This is a genomic window from Phocaeicola acetigenes, assembly GCF_027529745.1.
GTDB lineage: Bacteria > Bacteroidota > Bacteroidia > Bacteroidales > Bacteroidaceae > Phocaeicola > Phocaeicola acetigenes.
This window is the reverse complement of the sequence record NZ_JAPZVM010000003.1, coordinates 1-14,296: the sequence shown is the minus strand read 5'-3', so window position 1 is coordinate 14,296 and position 14,296 is coordinate 1. Positions and strand designations below refer to the sequence as shown.

17 protein-coding genes are annotated in these 14,296 nt (G+C 39.6%); 13 read left to right on the top strand and 4 right to left on the bottom strand.

Annotated elements, in window-relative coordinates; genetic code table 11:
• The first annotated feature begins 6 nt into the window (after positions 1 to 6).
• Genes O6P32_RS04605 through O6P32_RS04595 form a run of 3 tightly spaced genes read left to right on the top strand, consistent with a single transcriptional unit; the run spans position 7 to position 1,665 of the window.
• On the top strand, positions 7 to 696 hold the full coding sequence (locus O6P32_RS04605) for a hypothetical protein (RefSeq protein WP_269877073.1): 690 nt from the start codon (positions 7 to 9) through the stop codon (positions 694 to 696).
• Between the two features lie 40 nt (positions 697 to 736).
• Positions 737 to 1,336, top strand: coding sequence for a MotA/TolQ/ExbB proton channel family protein (locus O6P32_RS04600; RefSeq protein WP_269877071.1), 600 nt, complete (start codon positions 737 to 739; stop codon positions 1,334 to 1,336).
• Positions 1,336 to 1,665 carry a DUF2149 domain-containing protein gene (locus O6P32_RS04595; protein ID WP_269877070.1) on the top strand — a complete coding sequence of 110 codons (330 nt, stop codon included), beginning with the start codon at positions 1,336 to 1,338 and terminating at the stop codon, positions 1,663 to 1,665. The genes O6P32_RS04600 and O6P32_RS04595 overlap by 1 nt, the downstream gene beginning before the upstream one ends.
• A 176-nt stretch (positions 1,666 to 1,841) precedes the next feature.
• Here the strand turns inward: O6P32_RS04595 and O6P32_RS04590 are convergent, their stop codons facing one another.
• A complete protein-coding gene (locus O6P32_RS04590) occupies positions 1,842 to 2,093 on the bottom strand; it encodes a type B 50S ribosomal protein L31 (protein ID WP_269877069.1) in 252 nt (83 codons plus the stop codon).
• A 412-nt stretch (positions 2,094 to 2,505) separates the two neighbouring features.
• On the opposite strand from O6P32_RS04590, the gene O6P32_RS04585 reads away from it, so the two are divergent.
• Positions 2,506 to 3,513, top strand: a complete 1,008-nt coding sequence (locus O6P32_RS04585) for a class II fructose-bisphosphate aldolase (protein ID WP_181214939.1) — start codon at positions 2,506 to 2,508, stop codon at positions 3,511 to 3,513.
• 258 nt (positions 3,514 to 3,771) lie between these two features.
• Here the strand turns inward: O6P32_RS04585 and O6P32_RS04580 are convergent, their stop codons facing one another.
• The gene (locus O6P32_RS04580; RefSeq protein WP_269877067.1) at positions 3,772 to 4,323 is read right to left on the bottom strand and encodes a DUF3332 domain-containing protein; all 552 of its coding nucleotides are present in this window, start codon (positions 4,321 to 4,323) and stop codon (positions 3,772 to 3,774) included.
• Positions 4,324 to 4,476: 153 nt separating this feature from the next.
• Between O6P32_RS04580 and O6P32_RS04575 the strand changes: the two genes are divergently transcribed.
• Positions 4,477 to 5,835: an MFS transporter gene (locus O6P32_RS04575; protein ID WP_269877065.1), complete on the top strand. Its 1,359-nt coding sequence runs from the start codon at positions 4,477 to 4,479 to the stop codon at positions 5,833 to 5,835.
• Between the two features lie 89 nt (positions 5,836 to 5,924).
• Here the strand turns inward: O6P32_RS04575 and O6P32_RS04570 are convergent, their stop codons facing one another.
• Positions 5,925 to 6,974, bottom strand: a complete 1,050-nt coding sequence (locus tag O6P32_RS04570) for a DUF4831 family protein (protein ID WP_269877512.1) — start codon at positions 6,972 to 6,974, stop codon at positions 5,925 to 5,927.
• A gap of 8 nt (positions 6,975 to 6,982) precedes the next feature.
• Positions 6,983 to 8,500: an NAD(P)H-hydrate dehydratase gene (locus O6P32_RS04565; protein ID WP_269877510.1), complete on the bottom strand. Its 1,518-nt coding sequence runs from the start codon at positions 8,498 to 8,500 to the stop codon at positions 6,983 to 6,985.
• Positions 8,501 to 8,650: 150 nt separating this feature from the next.
• Here O6P32_RS04565 and hpt point away from each other — a divergent pair, with 150 nt between their 5' ends.
• The 8 genes from hpt to O6P32_RS04525 all read left to right on the top strand — a co-directional run bounded on the left by hpt (position 8,651) and on the right by O6P32_RS04525 (position 14,111).
• Positions 8,651 to 9,190, top strand: coding sequence for a hypoxanthine phosphoribosyltransferase (hpt, locus tag O6P32_RS04560; RefSeq protein ID WP_269877063.1), 540 nt, complete (start codon positions 8,651 to 8,653; stop codon positions 9,188 to 9,190).
• Positions 9,191 to 9,218: 28 nt separating this feature from the next.
• Positions 9,219 to 9,788 (top strand): adenylate kinase, encoded by a 570-nt coding sequence (locus O6P32_RS04555; RefSeq protein ID WP_269877062.1) that lies wholly within the window; start codon positions 9,219 to 9,221, stop codon positions 9,786 to 9,788.
• 94 nt (positions 9,789 to 9,882) lie between these two features.
• A complete protein-coding gene (gene obgE, locus O6P32_RS04550) occupies positions 9,883 to 11,073 on the top strand; it encodes a GTPase ObgE (RefSeq protein ID WP_269877059.1) in 1,191 nt (396 codons plus the stop codon).
• Complete coding sequence (gene pgeF, locus O6P32_RS04545) at positions 11,073 to 11,876, top strand: peptidoglycan editing factor PgeF (RefSeq protein WP_269877509.1); 804 nt, start codon at positions 11,073 to 11,075, stop codon at positions 11,874 to 11,876. Before obgE ends, pgeF begins: the two co-directional genes overlap by 1 nt.
• A gap of 99 nt (positions 11,877 to 11,975) precedes the next feature.
• Complete coding sequence (locus O6P32_RS04540) at positions 11,976 to 12,638, top strand: B3/B4 domain-containing protein (protein WP_269877508.1); 663 nt, start codon at positions 11,976 to 11,978, stop codon at positions 12,636 to 12,638.
• Positions 12,639 to 12,650: 12 nt separating this feature from the next.
• On the top strand, positions 12,651 to 12,842 hold the full coding sequence (locus O6P32_RS04535; RefSeq protein WP_269877057.1) for a hypothetical protein: 192 nt from the start codon (positions 12,651 to 12,653) through the stop codon (positions 12,840 to 12,842).
• Positions 12,843 to 12,876: 34 nt separating this feature from the next.
• Complete coding sequence (locus O6P32_RS04530) at positions 12,877 to 13,404, top strand: outer membrane beta-barrel protein (protein WP_269877055.1); 528 nt, start codon at positions 12,877 to 12,879, stop codon at positions 13,402 to 13,404.
• Between the two features lie 68 nt (positions 13,405 to 13,472).
• Positions 13,473 to 14,111, top strand: coding sequence for a porin family protein (locus O6P32_RS04525; protein WP_269877053.1), 639 nt, complete (start codon positions 13,473 to 13,475; stop codon positions 14,109 to 14,111).
• Positions 14,112 to 14,296 lie beyond the last annotated feature (185 nt).

The following is a 14,296-nucleotide window of genomic DNA, read 5'->3' as shown; positions in this document are numbered from 1 at the left end:
AATAATATGCAGACAGTTGTTTTAGTGATGATGTTATTGGTCTGCTTCAATTTTATGTTGAAGCAGACTTACAGCAAACGCTGGGCAGTGGGTGTCATTACCGTAGTGTTAGCTTTGTTTGTAGGCTTGATGTGGCCTTATGCCATTGAGCAATCGAAAACCCAGATAGCCGACTGGTTGTCTAATCCGCAACTGATGCTTGATACTTCTGTCGTACTGAGTGTAGAAGTTTGTGTGCAGATGGCATTTTGTATGCTGGCTGTGCATATGCTGACAGGAGGTTTGGTGCAGCGCCGTATGTTGTGGATGTATCGGATTTTACGTTGGTTTCCCGGCGTACTGATATTTCCGGTTATGTTCAGTGTACTGGTTACTCTGATATTTGCTTATCCGGGAGTTTCATTTTCCTTGCTGGCATGGGGAATGGCTGTTGCTATATTGATTTTGATACCGGCAGGAACAATACTGTTGCGCTGGCTTATTCCTGAAAAAGAGTTACGTCTGGAACTACTTTTTCTTACCAATGCTCTACTCGCCATATTAGGAATTGTTGCAACGGTGAACGGGCGTACTGCAATGAGCGGTATCAGCGAAATAGAGTGGGGAGCCTTTTTGGGGCTTGTCGGTTTGGTGATAGCCGGAGGCTTTTGTGGTATGTGCTGGCGAAAATACAAACTTACAAAGTTTAAGGATTGATGAAATAAAATAGTTTGATTACATAAAAACAGTTATAGTTATGAATTACATTTCAGATATTTTGTATTGGATTTCTACAGGACTTTTAGTCCCGGTGATTGTATTGTTGATTGTACTTTTTGTACGTTCGTTGTTGCTGATAGGCAGTTTTTTCGGACAGTATATGGCAATCCGTAAAACAGAAGCCTTGCTGAAGCAGGAACTGGATAACTTGACTATAGATAAACTGCCGGAGCTGGGAGGAAAACTTCCTTCAAAGTCAGGCTCTCTGGTAATGACATATATTCATCGTATACTGGCAATGAAAGATAATCCGGCTCATGTACAGCGCTTGCTTGCAGAATACGAAATTACAGCCGATAAGGATTTGGCAATTTCGAAGACTTTGACGAAAATGGGGCCTATGCTTGGCTTGATGGGTACTTTGATTCCAATGGGTCCGGCTCTGGTAGGACTTTCTACCGGCGACATCTCTTCTATGGCTTATAATATGCAGGTAGCTTTTGCTACAACAGTAGTTGGACTGTTTGCTGCTGCCATTGGTTTTATAACCCAGCAGGTAAAACAACGTTGGTATTTGCAGGATATGACGAATTTGGAGTTTCTGGCAGAACTGTTAAACGAAAATAAGAAGGGCTGATGAAAAGAGGATTGTTAAGAAAAGAAGAGGATAATGACCCGATGAGCGTGGTCAGCAACCTGTTCGATGTAGCTATGGTTTTTGCCGTAGCTCTGATGGTAGCACTTGTAAGCCGTTATAATATGACCGAAATGCTCAGTGAGGAAGACTTTACGATGGTGAAGAATCCCGGAAAGGAAAATATGGAGATTATCACTAAAGAAGGACATAAGATAAACAGATATACTCCGAGTGAAGATCAGGCTTCGAAGAATGGAAAGAAAGGTAAAAAGGTAGGGATAGCCTACGAATTGGATAATGGTGAAATTATTTATGTTCCGGAAGAGTAATCTTCAATAATATCTTTGTTCTCTATCCAAGGCATTGTCTTCTTGTATCGGCAAGAAGCAATGCCTTATTTTATTGTTGTGTGGGGTAATGTTATCAGATAAATATGTATTAAAACAAAACCGGATGCTTTGCGTGAAAGCATCCGGTTTTATTTATTCTTACCTCCGTTATCGAATTATTTCTTGATACGGTTGTAACGGCTCATGAACTTATCAACACGCCCTGCTGTGTCTACCAATTTAGACTTACCAGTGTAGAATGGGTGAGAAGTGCTTGAGATTTCCAACTTAACACAAGGATAAGTTTCGCCTTCGAATTCTACAGTGTCTTTTGTAGCACAAGTTGAACGAGACAAAAACATGTCACCGTTTGACATGTCTTTAAATACTACCGGACGGTAGCTTTCAGGATGAATGCCTTTTTTCATTTCAGTATATACTTTTATTGTTATTATTCAAAAAATATGTGGTAACACAATAATTGTGTGTAATGGTCTGTTTCGGGTTGCAAAGATACAGCTTTTCTTTGAAATAGAAAATAATTCAATACGTTTTTTGTTTATAAAACAGTCTTTTTCTTCTTGAATAAGAATCTTCTTGTATAGGGTATTATAATAAAATATATGAAGAGAATATGAAAATATTTTGTGAATTTATTGTTGGGATTGTTTGATTGTAATATCTGCTTAGCATCTAAGTAAGATGAAGGAGAAAAATAATTGTGATTTTAAGGCATTTTAAAAATGTAAAATTACTTTTTTGTCAAGTGGTGACAATATTTATAGTTTTATTGCTATTTTTGCAGACAGAAACAAATTACTAACTGTAAAATTTACAACAATGGTTAATTACAAAGATTTAGGTCTGGTTAACACTAGAGATATGTTTGCCAGAGCAATCAAGGGTGGATACGCTATCCCGGCTTTCAACTTCAACAATATGGAACAGATGCAGGCTATCATCAAGGCTGCAGTTGAAACAAAATCTCCGGTTATTCTTCAGGTTTCTAAAGGTGCTCGTCAGTATGCTAACGCTACTTTGTTGCGTTACATGGCTCAGGGTGCTGTAGAATACGCTAAAGAATTGGGTTGCGAACATCCTGAAATCGTTCTTCACTTGGACCACGGAGATACATTCGAAACTTGCAAGAGCTGTATCGACTCAGGTTTCTCTTCAGTAATGATCGACGGTTCTCACTTGCCTTACGAAGAAAACGTAGCTTTGACTAAGAAAGTTGTTGAATACGCTCATCAGTTCGATGTAACTGTAGAAGGTGAACTTGGTGTATTGGCTGGTGTTGAAGATGAAGTTTGTGCAGAACACCACACTTATACTAACCCTGAAGAAGTTATCGACTTCGCTACTCGTACAGGTTGCGATTCATTGGCTATTTCAATCGGTACTTCTCACGGTGCTTACAAATTCAAACCAGAACAGTGCCACGTTGATCCGGCTACTGGTCGTTTGGTTCCTCCTCCTTTGGCATTCGAAGTATTGGATGCTGTAATGGAAAAACTTCCGGGATTCCCTATCGTTCTTCACGGATCTTCTTCTGTTCCTCAGGACGAAGTTGATACTATCAATAAATATGGTGGTAAATTGGAAGCTGCTATCGGTATTCCTGAAGAAGAATTGCGTAAGGCTGCTAAATCTGCAGTTTGCAAGATCAACATCGACTCAGACTCTCGTTTGGCTATGACTGCTGCTGTACGTAAAGTATTCGCTGAAAAACCAGCTGAATTCGACCCACGTAAATATTTGGGCCCAGCTCGTGACAACATGGAAAAATTGTACAAGCACAAAATCTTGAACGTTTTGGGTTCTGACAATAAATTGGCTAACTGCTAATTTAAATTGATATAGACTTTATACATCTATATTATAAATATGGAAAGAGTTGCTCTTTATAAAGGGCAACTCTTTTTTTTAAGATTGTTTTGATATTAGATGCTGCTTAGGGATAAAGAAACATTTTACAGTGTTCCTTTTGTTTGCTGAATTTATTCCTGTAAAAGGTGAAAGGGTCTGTATTCAATACTTACAAAACTTAAAATCCCGATAAACTAATGAAAAGTTTATCGGGCTTTTGAGTGTGTTAAAAATCGATTATCTTGTTGCTAAAAACAATGAACCGTTCTGGGCACGTAAAGTAGATACTCCCATTAAGTCGGGGCTTACTGTTGTTGGAGTACCATCTTTCTGTTTGAAAGTGATAGTACCATCTTCGTTCATGGTAATCAATTCGAAGCTTTCTCCTTCTGCAACAGCATTCCATGTGCGGTTTTCCGGATTGTATACCAAGTCGAGCTGTTTATCTTCTTCTCCTTTTTTAGTAATGGTATAGCCATCTGCGTTGGTACGTACTAAATATTCTCCATTTTCGCCTTTTACGGTCTTAATTGAACCGACTTCTGCTACAGGGTTAGAACCTGACCAAAATTCAATAGAGTTCAATACCAAAACGTCTGCCAGATAAGCAACTTCATATACAGGTACTACATGAAATGCCAAAAATACTATTTCATTTACAAATTTGTTGCCAAGACCTTGGTTCCAATCTTTCAAGTTACTCCATAAGCCAAATGAGCCGATACAAGATGAGAATAACAGGCTGCCGCTTAATATTGAGCAAATGAGCATCATTTTAGTCTTTCTCATGGTTTTAAAATTTAAAGTTTAATATAGTGTTGTCTAATCTCTCTAATATTACAAAGATAGAACTTATTTTGTTTTTTGGAATAAAAACGCGCAAAAAAATGTATCTTTGCCGCACTTTGTAAGATAAAATATTAAAATTAATAAATAAAGTAAATGGAAGTACAGAATCAAGGAAGACTGAATGACTCTCGTGCAATGCGCTGGGGGGCATTGGCAATTGTTGCTTTCACAATGATGGCAGCGTATTACGTGAATGATGTAGTAGCACCATTAAAAACCATGCTGGAAGCTGATTTGGGATGGAATAGTAGTGAATTTGGGCTTTTTACTGGAGCGTATAGCTTTTTGAATGTATTTTTCCTGATGTTGATTTGGGGTGGTTTGATTTTGGACCGCTTTGGAATTCGTTTTACAGGAAAGCTGGCTACCATTTTAATGGTATTAGGTACGGGCTTGGAATATTATGCGATGACAGGTATGGCCGATGCCACTGGTACCATTATGGGATATAAGGAAAGTGTATTTGTTGCTTCTGCCGGATATTCTATTTTTGGTGTAGGAGCTGAAGTGGCAGGTATTACGGTGACAAAGATGATTGCCAAATGGTTCCGTGGTAAGGAAATGGCAACAGCCATGGGAGTACAGGTTGCTTTGGCGCGTGTCGGTTCACAAGCGGCTTATGCTGTAGCTATTCCGATGGCGAGAGCTTATGAAATTACTACACCGGTGTTGCTGGGGTTGATTTGTTTGGTTGGCGGTTTGATAGCCTTTTTTGCTTTTTCTGTATTGGATAAGAAATTGGACCGTCAGATTGAGGCTGAAGTAAACAATGAATCGGAAGAAAAGTTCTCATTCAAGGATGTAAAATATATTCTGTCGAATCCGGGATTTTGGCTGATTGCTTTATTGTGCGTATTATTTTACTCTTGTGTATTCCCATTTCAGAAGTTTGCATCAGAACTGATGATCAGTAAATATGGTATTGATGAGAGTGTGGCTGGTTTCTTTGCCGGATTACCTGCATTGGGTGCTTTGTTCTTGACTCCGGTTTTTGGTGGAATGGTAGATAAGAAAGGAAAAGCGGCTTCTATTATGATGCTGGGAGCAGCTATGTTGATTGGAGTTCACTTTATCTATTCATTACCCTTCATCACAAATTCATTCATTGCCATTGTGCTGATGATTGTTTTGGGTATTGCTTTCTCACTGGTACCTTCTGCCATGTGGCCTTCGGTGGCAAAGATTTTCCCTGCACATCAACTCGGAACGGCTTATGCATTGATTTTCTTTATTCAGAATATCGGATTGTGGGGAATACCTACTTTGATTGGTGCGGTATTGAACAATTATTGTGTAATAGGAAAAGTGGATGGTGCTAATCTATATGATTATACTTTGCCTATGTGTATCTTTACAGGTATTGCAGTATTGTCATTGTTGGTTGCATTTGCATTGAAAATTGCAGATAAAAAATTCGGTTATAAATTGGAGGAAGCCAATATTCAGAAGTAATTATTGGGCCTTTATCATACAATAAAATACCCGGGAAGTCATCTATGAATGATATCCCGGGTATTTTATTGTATGATAAAGCTATATACTTAGTCTTTGTCTATTTTAACTATTGCTCCAGTTTGCGGGCTGAATATTACTTTGGTGTTTATTTTTTTGTTGAATAACCCGTCAACTAGTACTTCGGTATTTCCGAACTGAGTGATTGGAAGCTCTTGTTTAAAATATTCTTTTCCTTTATAGCTTACAGTCACATTGCCTTTTCCTGGAATGTTGTAGATAGCTCCTTCTATTTTCTTTTTCTTTTTTTCTTCTTCGGGAAGAAGTGTAGGCAGAGCATTAGTTGAATTTACGCTGAGGTAAATTGGTTCACCGGCAAGATCTTCTGCGGGAAGGACTCCCAGTAGATTGGAAAATCGGAGTACAATGCGATCTTTCAAGTTGTTTTCAGGAATAACCCATGCTGTGAAAACTTTATCTTCCCGGTTTTTATATCCGCTGAACATTTCGGTCATTGCCTTCTCTTGCTTATCGAGGTTGTCGATGATTAATTTGAGGGAAGCTCCGTCTTTGGGCATATTATCTGCTTGTCCGCGTAGTATTAGGTTTTTGCTTTCCCGTATGTTGTAAATTTCTCTGGCTGTAAGTTCTGCCATTTTTGCGGTAGAACCGGCCATCAGAATTTCTTCTGTCATGTATTTTCGTGCATTTTCATGTACTTGCGGCTTTTCTAATACATATTCGGCAAAGACTGGTTCTTGGGGAGATGTAGTATTGATTGCTTTGATGATACCATTTTCAGTCAGTTCTACATTCGAGGCTACACTTTTGTCCTTTAGTTTGATAATGTATGCTTTTGTGGAATCTGGAATTCCTACAGAGCGGACATCAATCGTTTTCAGTTCCCAGTGGGTTTCTGGCTGTGAGGTGACGTTGCTCAACCGCAGGTAACGGTTGGCATATTGGCACAGGTCTCCTGGCTGGTAAGTGACTTTTGTGGCAATTAAGTTGACCTGCAGTACGGTTTTGGGAAGGAAATACACGATTCCTTCATCACTTGCCGGAGTATATGCACTTACATCTTGAGCGCTTGCTGCAGTACATGCTAACAGTCCGAGTGCAATCAGTCCTTTCTTCATCATAAATGTTATTTAGTTTTTGTTATTATTTTCCATGCTTCGGGCAATGCGTCGATAATGTCGTTTGCCGTCATACTTATTTCTCCCATGCGTTGACTGGCAATATCTCCGGCTAACCCATGGATATATGTACCCAGTTTACAGCTTTCTTCTTGAGTATATCCTTGTGCCAACAGGGCAGTCAGAATACCGGTTAATACGTCACCGCTACCTCCTGTAGCCATACCTGGATTTCCTGTTGGATTGAAGAAACAGTTTCCATCAGGAGTGATGACTGTGCTCCATGCTCCTTTTAAAATAATATAGCATTGCAGATAGTTTGCTAGTTCTTTGGCTTTTGAAAGTCGCTCGTAACTGTTGCTGCAACGTCCGACAATTCGTTCCAGTTCTTTCACATGTGGAGTAAGAATACTTCGTTTGGGTATCTTGTTCAGATGATTTCTGTGCGTACCGAAAATGTTTAAGGCATCTGCATCGAGTATTAAGGGGATATAGCAGTTCTTAATTTGCTCAAGGGTAGCTAACGCGGTATCTTCCTCTTGTCCTAAACCGGGGCCAATTGCGATTGCCTGATAACTGTCTATATCTACGGGTTCTGCAAAATAATGTTCATGAATATCATCTTGTACAAGTGCTTCGGGCACGCAGGTTTGTATAAGATTATGGTTGCATACAGGGGCATGTACAGTGAGTAGACCTGCTCCAGAGCGAAGACAAGCTTTGGCCGCAAGAATAGATGCTCCTGCCATACCGTACGATCCGGCTATCAACAGCGCATGTCCGAAATTGCCTTTATGGGCAAATCGGCTACGTGGTTTTATTAGTGTTGTTACGTCTTGAGGTTCGGTAATAAGGTAAGGAGTCTGAGCTTCTTCGATGAATGTCTGGCTGATTCCTATGTCAAGTAATTCCCATTCTCCGACAAACTCTTCGTTTTCGGCGAAAAGGAAAGATAGTTTCGGCAATTGAATACTCAAGGTTAAATCTGCCTGAATAATATTCTGGCGGATGTTGTATGAGTTGTCCTCTCCCATAAGTCCGGAAGGTATGTCGATAGATACAACGGTAGAGGGAGCCGCATTGATGTATTTTACGACTGCTGCAAATCCTCCACTCAACGGTTTGTTCAGACCGGAACCAAACAGACCGTCGATGACTATGTCGTGTTCTGTCAATTTCGGTGGATCAAACTGTGTACTGACTTCTGTATATTTTTGAAAACCACATTCTGCCAAACGTAGAACATTGGTATGACATTCTTCCGATAAAGATCCTTTAATGTTGAATAGATAGACTTCTACGTCATAGTTCTTTTGGAATAACATGCGTGCAACTGCTACGGCATCGCCTCCATTGTTTCCGGCTCCGGCGAAAACCACTATTCTGTGTGATTTATCCCATCGCTTACAGATAGCTTCGGTTATAAGTGTAGCCGCTTTTTCCATCAAATCGATGGAAGATATTGATTCGTGAGCGATTGTATATGTATCCGCTTCTTTTTGTTGTGTGCAACTTAGAATTTTCATCATTATTTCAATAACTATTTGTCCGTAAAAGTACGAAAAAGCCTTGAAACGTGTATACATTCGTTTAAAAATATCCTTAAATAGTCAATCTGAAATATAGGAGGTTGGAGATAATTTCATACCTTTGTGGCAATTTTAATGTATATCATCATGGAAACTATTCAGATTAAAGACAAACGATTTAAGACATTTATCTCAGAAGAACAGATTTTGAAGGAAGTTGCTCGTGTAGCAGATGAAATTAATCGAGATTTAGCAGATGCAAATCCGTTGTTTGTCAGTGTGCTGAATGGATCTTTTATGTTTACGTCCGATTTGATGAAACATCTTACAATCCCTTGTGAAATTTCATTTGTCAAGTTGGCTTCTTATCAAGGTACCTGTACTTCGGGATGTGTAAAAGAATTGGTTGGATTGAACAATGATATTACAGGAAGAACCGTTGTTATCGTAGAGGATATTGTAGATACGGGACTTACTATGGAACGTTTGCTGGAAACATTGAAAGCTAAGAATCCGAAAGACGTTCGTATCGCTTCTTTATTAGTGAAGCCGGATAAACTGAAGGTTGATTTGCATATCGATTATGTGGCAATGAATATTCCGAATGATTTTATTGTAGGATACGGACTGGATTACGACGGACTTGGACGTAATTATCGTGATATTTATACAGTAATAGAAGACTAATTAATCATTAATAATAATTTAGAAGAAAATGTTGAACATTGTAATTTTCGGTGCGCCGGGATCTGGTAAAGGTACTCAGAGCGCTCGTATTGTAGAAAAATATGGCTTGAACCATATTTCAACAGGTGATGTGTTGCGTGCAGAAATCAAGAATGGAACTGAACTGGGTAAAACTGCTAAAGGTTATATCGATAATGGTCAGTTGATTCCTGATGCATTGATGATTGATATCTTGGCAAGTGTATTTGATAGCTTCAAAGATAGCAAAGGTGTTATCTTCGATGGTTTCCCACGTACAATTGCACAGGCTGATGCATTGAAGGCAATGTTGGCAGAACGCGGACAGGAAGTTTCTATCATGTTGGATTTGGAAGTTCCTGAAGATGAATTGATGACTCGTCTGATTAAGCGTGGTCAGGAATCAGGTCGTGCTGATGACAATGAAGAAACAATCAAGAAACGTCTGGTTGTTTATCATTCACAGACAGCTCCGTTGATCGACTGGTACAAAAACGATGGCAAATATTGCCACATCAATGGTTTGGGTACTATGGACGGAATTTTTGCTGACATCTGTACTGCTATTGACAAGCTTTAATTAATTTTGAAATAAGCGGATTGACGAGTTGGCAGGTAGAGATAAGGCTTGCCGGCCCGTCAATTTGTTATTCATAACTCAATATTTATAAAAGATGGCTGAATCGAATTTTGTTGATTATGTAAAAATCTACTGCCGCTCCGGAAAAGGAGGACGCGGTTCGGTGCATATGCGCCGTGAGAAATATATACCTAACGGTGGTCCCGACGGTGGCGACGGTGGTAGAGGAGGTCATGTTATTTTACGGGGTAACCGTAACTATTGGACATTACTCCATCTGAAGTACGAACGTCATGTCTTCGCTGAACATGGAGGAAATGGTTCGAAAAATAAAAGCTTCGGAAAAGACGGAGCGGATAAGGTAATTGAAGTGCCTTGTGGTACAGTGGTATACAATGCCGAAACGGGTGAATATGTATGCGATATCACTGAGCACGGACAGGAAGTTATCTTGTTGAAAGGTGGACGTGGAGGACTTGGAAACTGGCACTTCCGTACAGCTACGCGTCAGGCTCCCCGTTTTGCGCAACCGGGAGAACCGATGCAGGAAATGACAGTTATCTTGGAGTTGAAGCTGTTGGCTGATGTGGGTTTGGTGGGTTTCCCCAATGCAGGAAAATCTACTCTGCTTTCTTCTGTATCGGCTGCTCGTCCGAAAATTGCCAACTATCCGTTTACTACATTGGAACCGAATTTGGGAATTGTGTCTTATCGAGATGGTAAATCGTTTGTGATGGCCGATATCCCGGGTATCATTGAAGGGGCAAGTGAAGGAAAAGGACTTGGTTTGCGCTTCTTGCGACACATTGAACGTAACTCGTTGCTTTTGTTTATGGTTCCGGGGGATACAGATGATATCCGGAAAGAATATGAAATCTTGCTGAACGAGTTGGCTACTTTCAACCCGGAGATGCTTGATAAACAACGAGTGTTGGCTATCACAAAGTGTGATATGCTGGATGAAGAGTTGATTGAGATGCTGACTCCTACATTGCCGCAAGATGTTCCGCATGTATTTATTTCTTCCGTAGCCAATATGGGTATACAGCAGTTGAAGGATATTTTGTGGACTGAGCTTAACAAGGATAGTAATCAGTTGGAGGCTATTCGTAAAGAAGCAATTGTACATCGCCCGAAAGATATGTCAAGACTTCAGCAGGAGTTGCAGGATATGGGTGAAGATGAAGACTTTGCTTATGAATATGAAGAGGATGAAGAGGATGATGATTTTGATTACGAATACGAAGAAGTAGATTGGGAAGACGACGATACACCGCAGAAATGATGGAATTGTATACAAAGGATATGCGAATGTTGGAATACGGTTTGGCGAAATCGTATCCCGACATTTTTTTATTTTCCACAACCCGCCATGGCGGATATAGTGAAGGAAATTATGCTTCTTTCAATTGCAACGGGTATTGTGGAGATAACGAAGATCATGTGAAGCGGAATCGTGAACTGCTTTGTTCTTTATTACCAGACGCAGATGCATTAATTATTCCTCATCAGACTCATGGAGTGACCGTGAGAGTTATAGATGAGGCTTTTGTACAGTGTGATGACATACAGAAAGTTGATTTGCTTGAAGGGGTAGATGCTTTGGTTACAAATTTACCTGGGCAATGTCTTTGTGTGTCTACAGCCGACTGTATCCCCGTGTTGTGCTACGATACGCGTCATCATGCAGTAGCAGCTATTCATGCTGGATGGAGAGGGACGCTTGGGAGAATCGTATGCCATACTATTCAGACTATGAGAGAGTGCTACGGTACAAAAGGAGAGGATGTAGTGGCTTGTATAGGCCCTGGTATTTCGTTGGATGCTTTTGAGGTCGGGGATGAAGTTTATCAGGCTTTTGAACAAGCCGGCTTTCAGATGCAAGCTATTTCTTGTCGTAAGGAAAAGTGGCACATTGATTTGTGGGAAGCCAATCGTTTGCAGCTGATTTCAGAAGGTGTGCCTTCATCCGCTATTGAGTTAGCGGGTATTTGTACCTATTCCCAATATGAACATTTTTTCTCGGCTCGTCGCCTTGGAATCCATTCCGGACGCATTTTGTCGGGTATTATGCGAATAAAAATGTAAACACCGGAGATAAATGAGGTAAAAGATTGGGCTTACATTGAGAAAATACTACTTTTGTTGTAAAATTATAAGAATAGTTCTATGTCAGATAGAAAAAGAATCATAATAGAGGTCTCGGAAGAATTGCATCAGGCTTGGCCTCAATTTCAGGGGGCTGCAGTGTTTGCCACTGTAAAAAACTCTGCTTATAGTGAAGCTCTTTGGGCTAAGATTGAAGAATTTACTACGTTGTATCGTTCTAAATATACTACGGACTCCATTAAGGAAATGCCGGCTATTCAGGCGACTCGTGCAGCTTATAAAAAGTGTGGAAAAGATCCCAGTCGCTATCGTCCTTCTTCCGAAGCATTGTGCCGTCGTATATTGAGAGGTATTCCTTTGTATCAGATTGATACATTGGTCGATTTGATTAATTTAGCTTCTATTTATAGTGGGCATTCTATTGGAGGCTTCGATTTGGATAAAATACAAGGGAATCGATTGGTCTTGGGTATTGGTAAAGCTGGTGAACCTTACGAAGGAATTGGACGCGGAGAATTGAATATTGAAGGAATGCCGGTTTATCGTGATAGCGTAGGGGGAATCGGAACGCCTACAAGTGATAATGAACGGACTAAGATAACAGAAAATACAGAACATCTTTTGGCTATTATGAATGGATATAGCGGTTCGGAAGGACTAGAGGATTCTGTAAACTATATGGTTGATTTGCTGAAAGAGTTTGCTGCAGCTATTGATATTGAAATCGTGTATTTTAAATAGGGACATTATTTTATGGATATAGAAAAAATTTTGACAGACGGGATTGTCTTTAAAGGCCGTAAACTTTCTTCTGAGAAGAAGGAAGAAAAGGTGAAGACTAAAGCGAAGAAAAAAACATATATTACTGGGCTTCATGGTTCTGGTTCGGCAAAAATGAAAGCTGAATACAGACGTCGCCGTGCAAATCGGCATAAGAATAAATAAAATTAGATGAACTAAACTTAATTATTATACGATTATGAAAAAGTTTTTAACATTGGTAGTGGTGCTGATGGCAGCGTTGTCTGTACATGCACAGGAAATGTATTTAGGTGGTGGTATTAGCTTGTGGAGAAACGATGATGCAGAACGTACATCTTTTTCTATTTCACCTGATTTTGGCTACTGTTTCAATGAAAAATGGGCTGTAGGTGCAGAACTTGTGTATTCGCACGATTATGAAGCAGGAATTCCATATGGTAGTACGCTCAATTCTTTTGCCTTAGCTCCGTATGCACGCTATTCTTTTTATGAAAATAAAATAGTACGTCTGTTTATCGACATGGGGGTAGGTGTATCTGTACTAAAACCTAAGCACCATGATGCAACTACTGGAGTAGAAGTTGGTTTGAAGCCGGGATTGGCCATTAAGCTTAACGATCATTTCAGCCTGATTTCTAAGGTAGGTTTTGCCGGATATCGTCATGATTATTTCAGAGGAGAGGATGGATTAGGCGTGGCTTTGGAAGGAGAAAATATATCTATAGGAATTGATTACGAATTTTGATTCATTTTCTTAGTATATTCAAGTTTATTGTTTATATTTGTTTTATTGAACATTAAAAACTTGAAGATATGAAGAAACTGGTTCTTATTCTGGTTTGTGCAATGTCGGCTCTGTTTGCTACTGCACAGACAAAAATCACTTGGAATGCTGAAGTGGGTATTGGAACTTCCATGTGGATGGGAGATGGCTCTGATGGTTCAAAAGCCATTTTTAACCCTCGTGTAGGGGTAGGTATTGATATCCCTTTGACTGGTTTGGTTTCATTTAAGACCGGATTGCATTGGGTCTCAAAAGGTGCAAAGATAAACTTTGATACTTCGGTGGGAGAGCAGTCTGTGGATGGAAAGTTGAAAGTTAATCAGAATTATCTTCAGGTTCCTTTGCTTGCTTCATTCCATTTGGGTACAAATAAAAATTTTGATGTAGTGCTTTCCGGTGGTTTCTATTTAGCATGTGGTGTTTCCGGCAAGCAAGAGATTAGTGCTGATGACCTTTCTATATCATGGAGTACGTTTAAGGATAGTTCTTTATCCGGCACTACTTTCTCACAAGGCTTACGCCGTTTTGATGCGGGTGTTCAAATTGGAGGAGCTTTAGATTTTACGAATTGGACAGTCGGACTGAACGGGGAGTTTGGCTTGTGTAAGATTGTTGAAAATGGACCAAGAAATTTAGGCTTTTATGCTACTGTAGGATATAAATTCTAAGTATTCGTAGATATAGAAAAAGCGGAAATTTTTCGATGTAATGTTGAAAGGTTTCCGCTTTTTTATTTTTAAGATGACATAAGGTGATTTTGCTTTGTGGGCAATCTTTTGAAATTTGAGGTTTTTAGGCTGAATTTAAGGTGTAATTTTATATGAGTTTATATAAATTTTAAGATGCTGTTGGT

Bases quoted from the DNA above. Each gene is read 5' to 3' on its own strand.
- O6P32_RS04605 (WP_269877073.1), top strand. From the start codon at position 7: ATGCAGACAGTTGTTTTAGTGATGATGTTATTGGTCTGCTTCAATTTT.
- O6P32_RS04600 (WP_269877071.1), top strand. From the start codon at position 737: ATGAATTACATTTCAGATATTTTGTATTGGATTTCTACAGGACTTTTA.
- O6P32_RS04595 (WP_269877070.1), top strand. From the start codon at position 1,336: ATGAAAAGAGGATTGTTAAGAAAAGAAGAGGATAATGACCCGATGAGC.
- O6P32_RS04590 (WP_269877069.1), bottom strand. From the start codon at position 2,093: ATGAAAAAAGGCATTCATCCTGAAAGCTACCGTCCGGTAGTATTTAAA.
- O6P32_RS04585 (WP_181214939.1), top strand. From the start codon at position 2,506: ATGGTTAATTACAAAGATTTAGGTCTGGTTAACACTAGAGATATGTTT.
- O6P32_RS04580 (WP_269877067.1), bottom strand. From the start codon at position 4,323: ATGAGAAAGACTAAAATGATGCTCATTTGCTCAATATTAAGCGGCAGC.
- O6P32_RS04575 (WP_269877065.1), top strand. From the start codon at position 4,477: ATGGAAGTACAGAATCAAGGAAGACTGAATGACTCTCGTGCAATGCGC.
- O6P32_RS04570 (WP_269877512.1), bottom strand. From the start codon at position 6,974: ATGAAGAAAGGACTGATTGCACTCGGACTGTTAGCATGTACTGCAGCA.
- O6P32_RS04565 (WP_269877510.1), bottom strand. From the start codon at position 8,500: ATGAAAATTCTAAGTTGCACACAACAAAAAGAAGCGGATACATATACA.
- hpt (WP_269877063.1), top strand. From the start codon at position 8,651: ATGGAAACTATTCAGATTAAAGACAAACGATTTAAGACATTTATCTCA.
- O6P32_RS04555 (WP_269877062.1), top strand. From the start codon at position 9,219: ATGTTGAACATTGTAATTTTCGGTGCGCCGGGATCTGGTAAAGGTACT.
- obgE (WP_269877059.1), top strand. From the start codon at position 9,883: ATGGCTGAATCGAATTTTGTTGATTATGTAAAAATCTACTGCCGCTCC.
- pgeF (WP_269877509.1), top strand. From the start codon at position 11,073: ATGGAATTGTATACAAAGGATATGCGAATGTTGGAATACGGTTTGGCG.
- O6P32_RS04535 (WP_269877057.1), top strand. From the start codon at position 12,651: ATGGATATAGAAAAAATTTTGACAGACGGGATTGTCTTTAAAGGCCGT.
- O6P32_RS04530 (WP_269877055.1), top strand. From the start codon at position 12,877: ATGAAAAAGTTTTTAACATTGGTAGTGGTGCTGATGGCAGCGTTGTCT.
- O6P32_RS04525 (WP_269877053.1), top strand. From the start codon at position 13,473: ATGAAGAAACTGGTTCTTATTCTGGTTTGTGCAATGTCGGCTCTGTTT.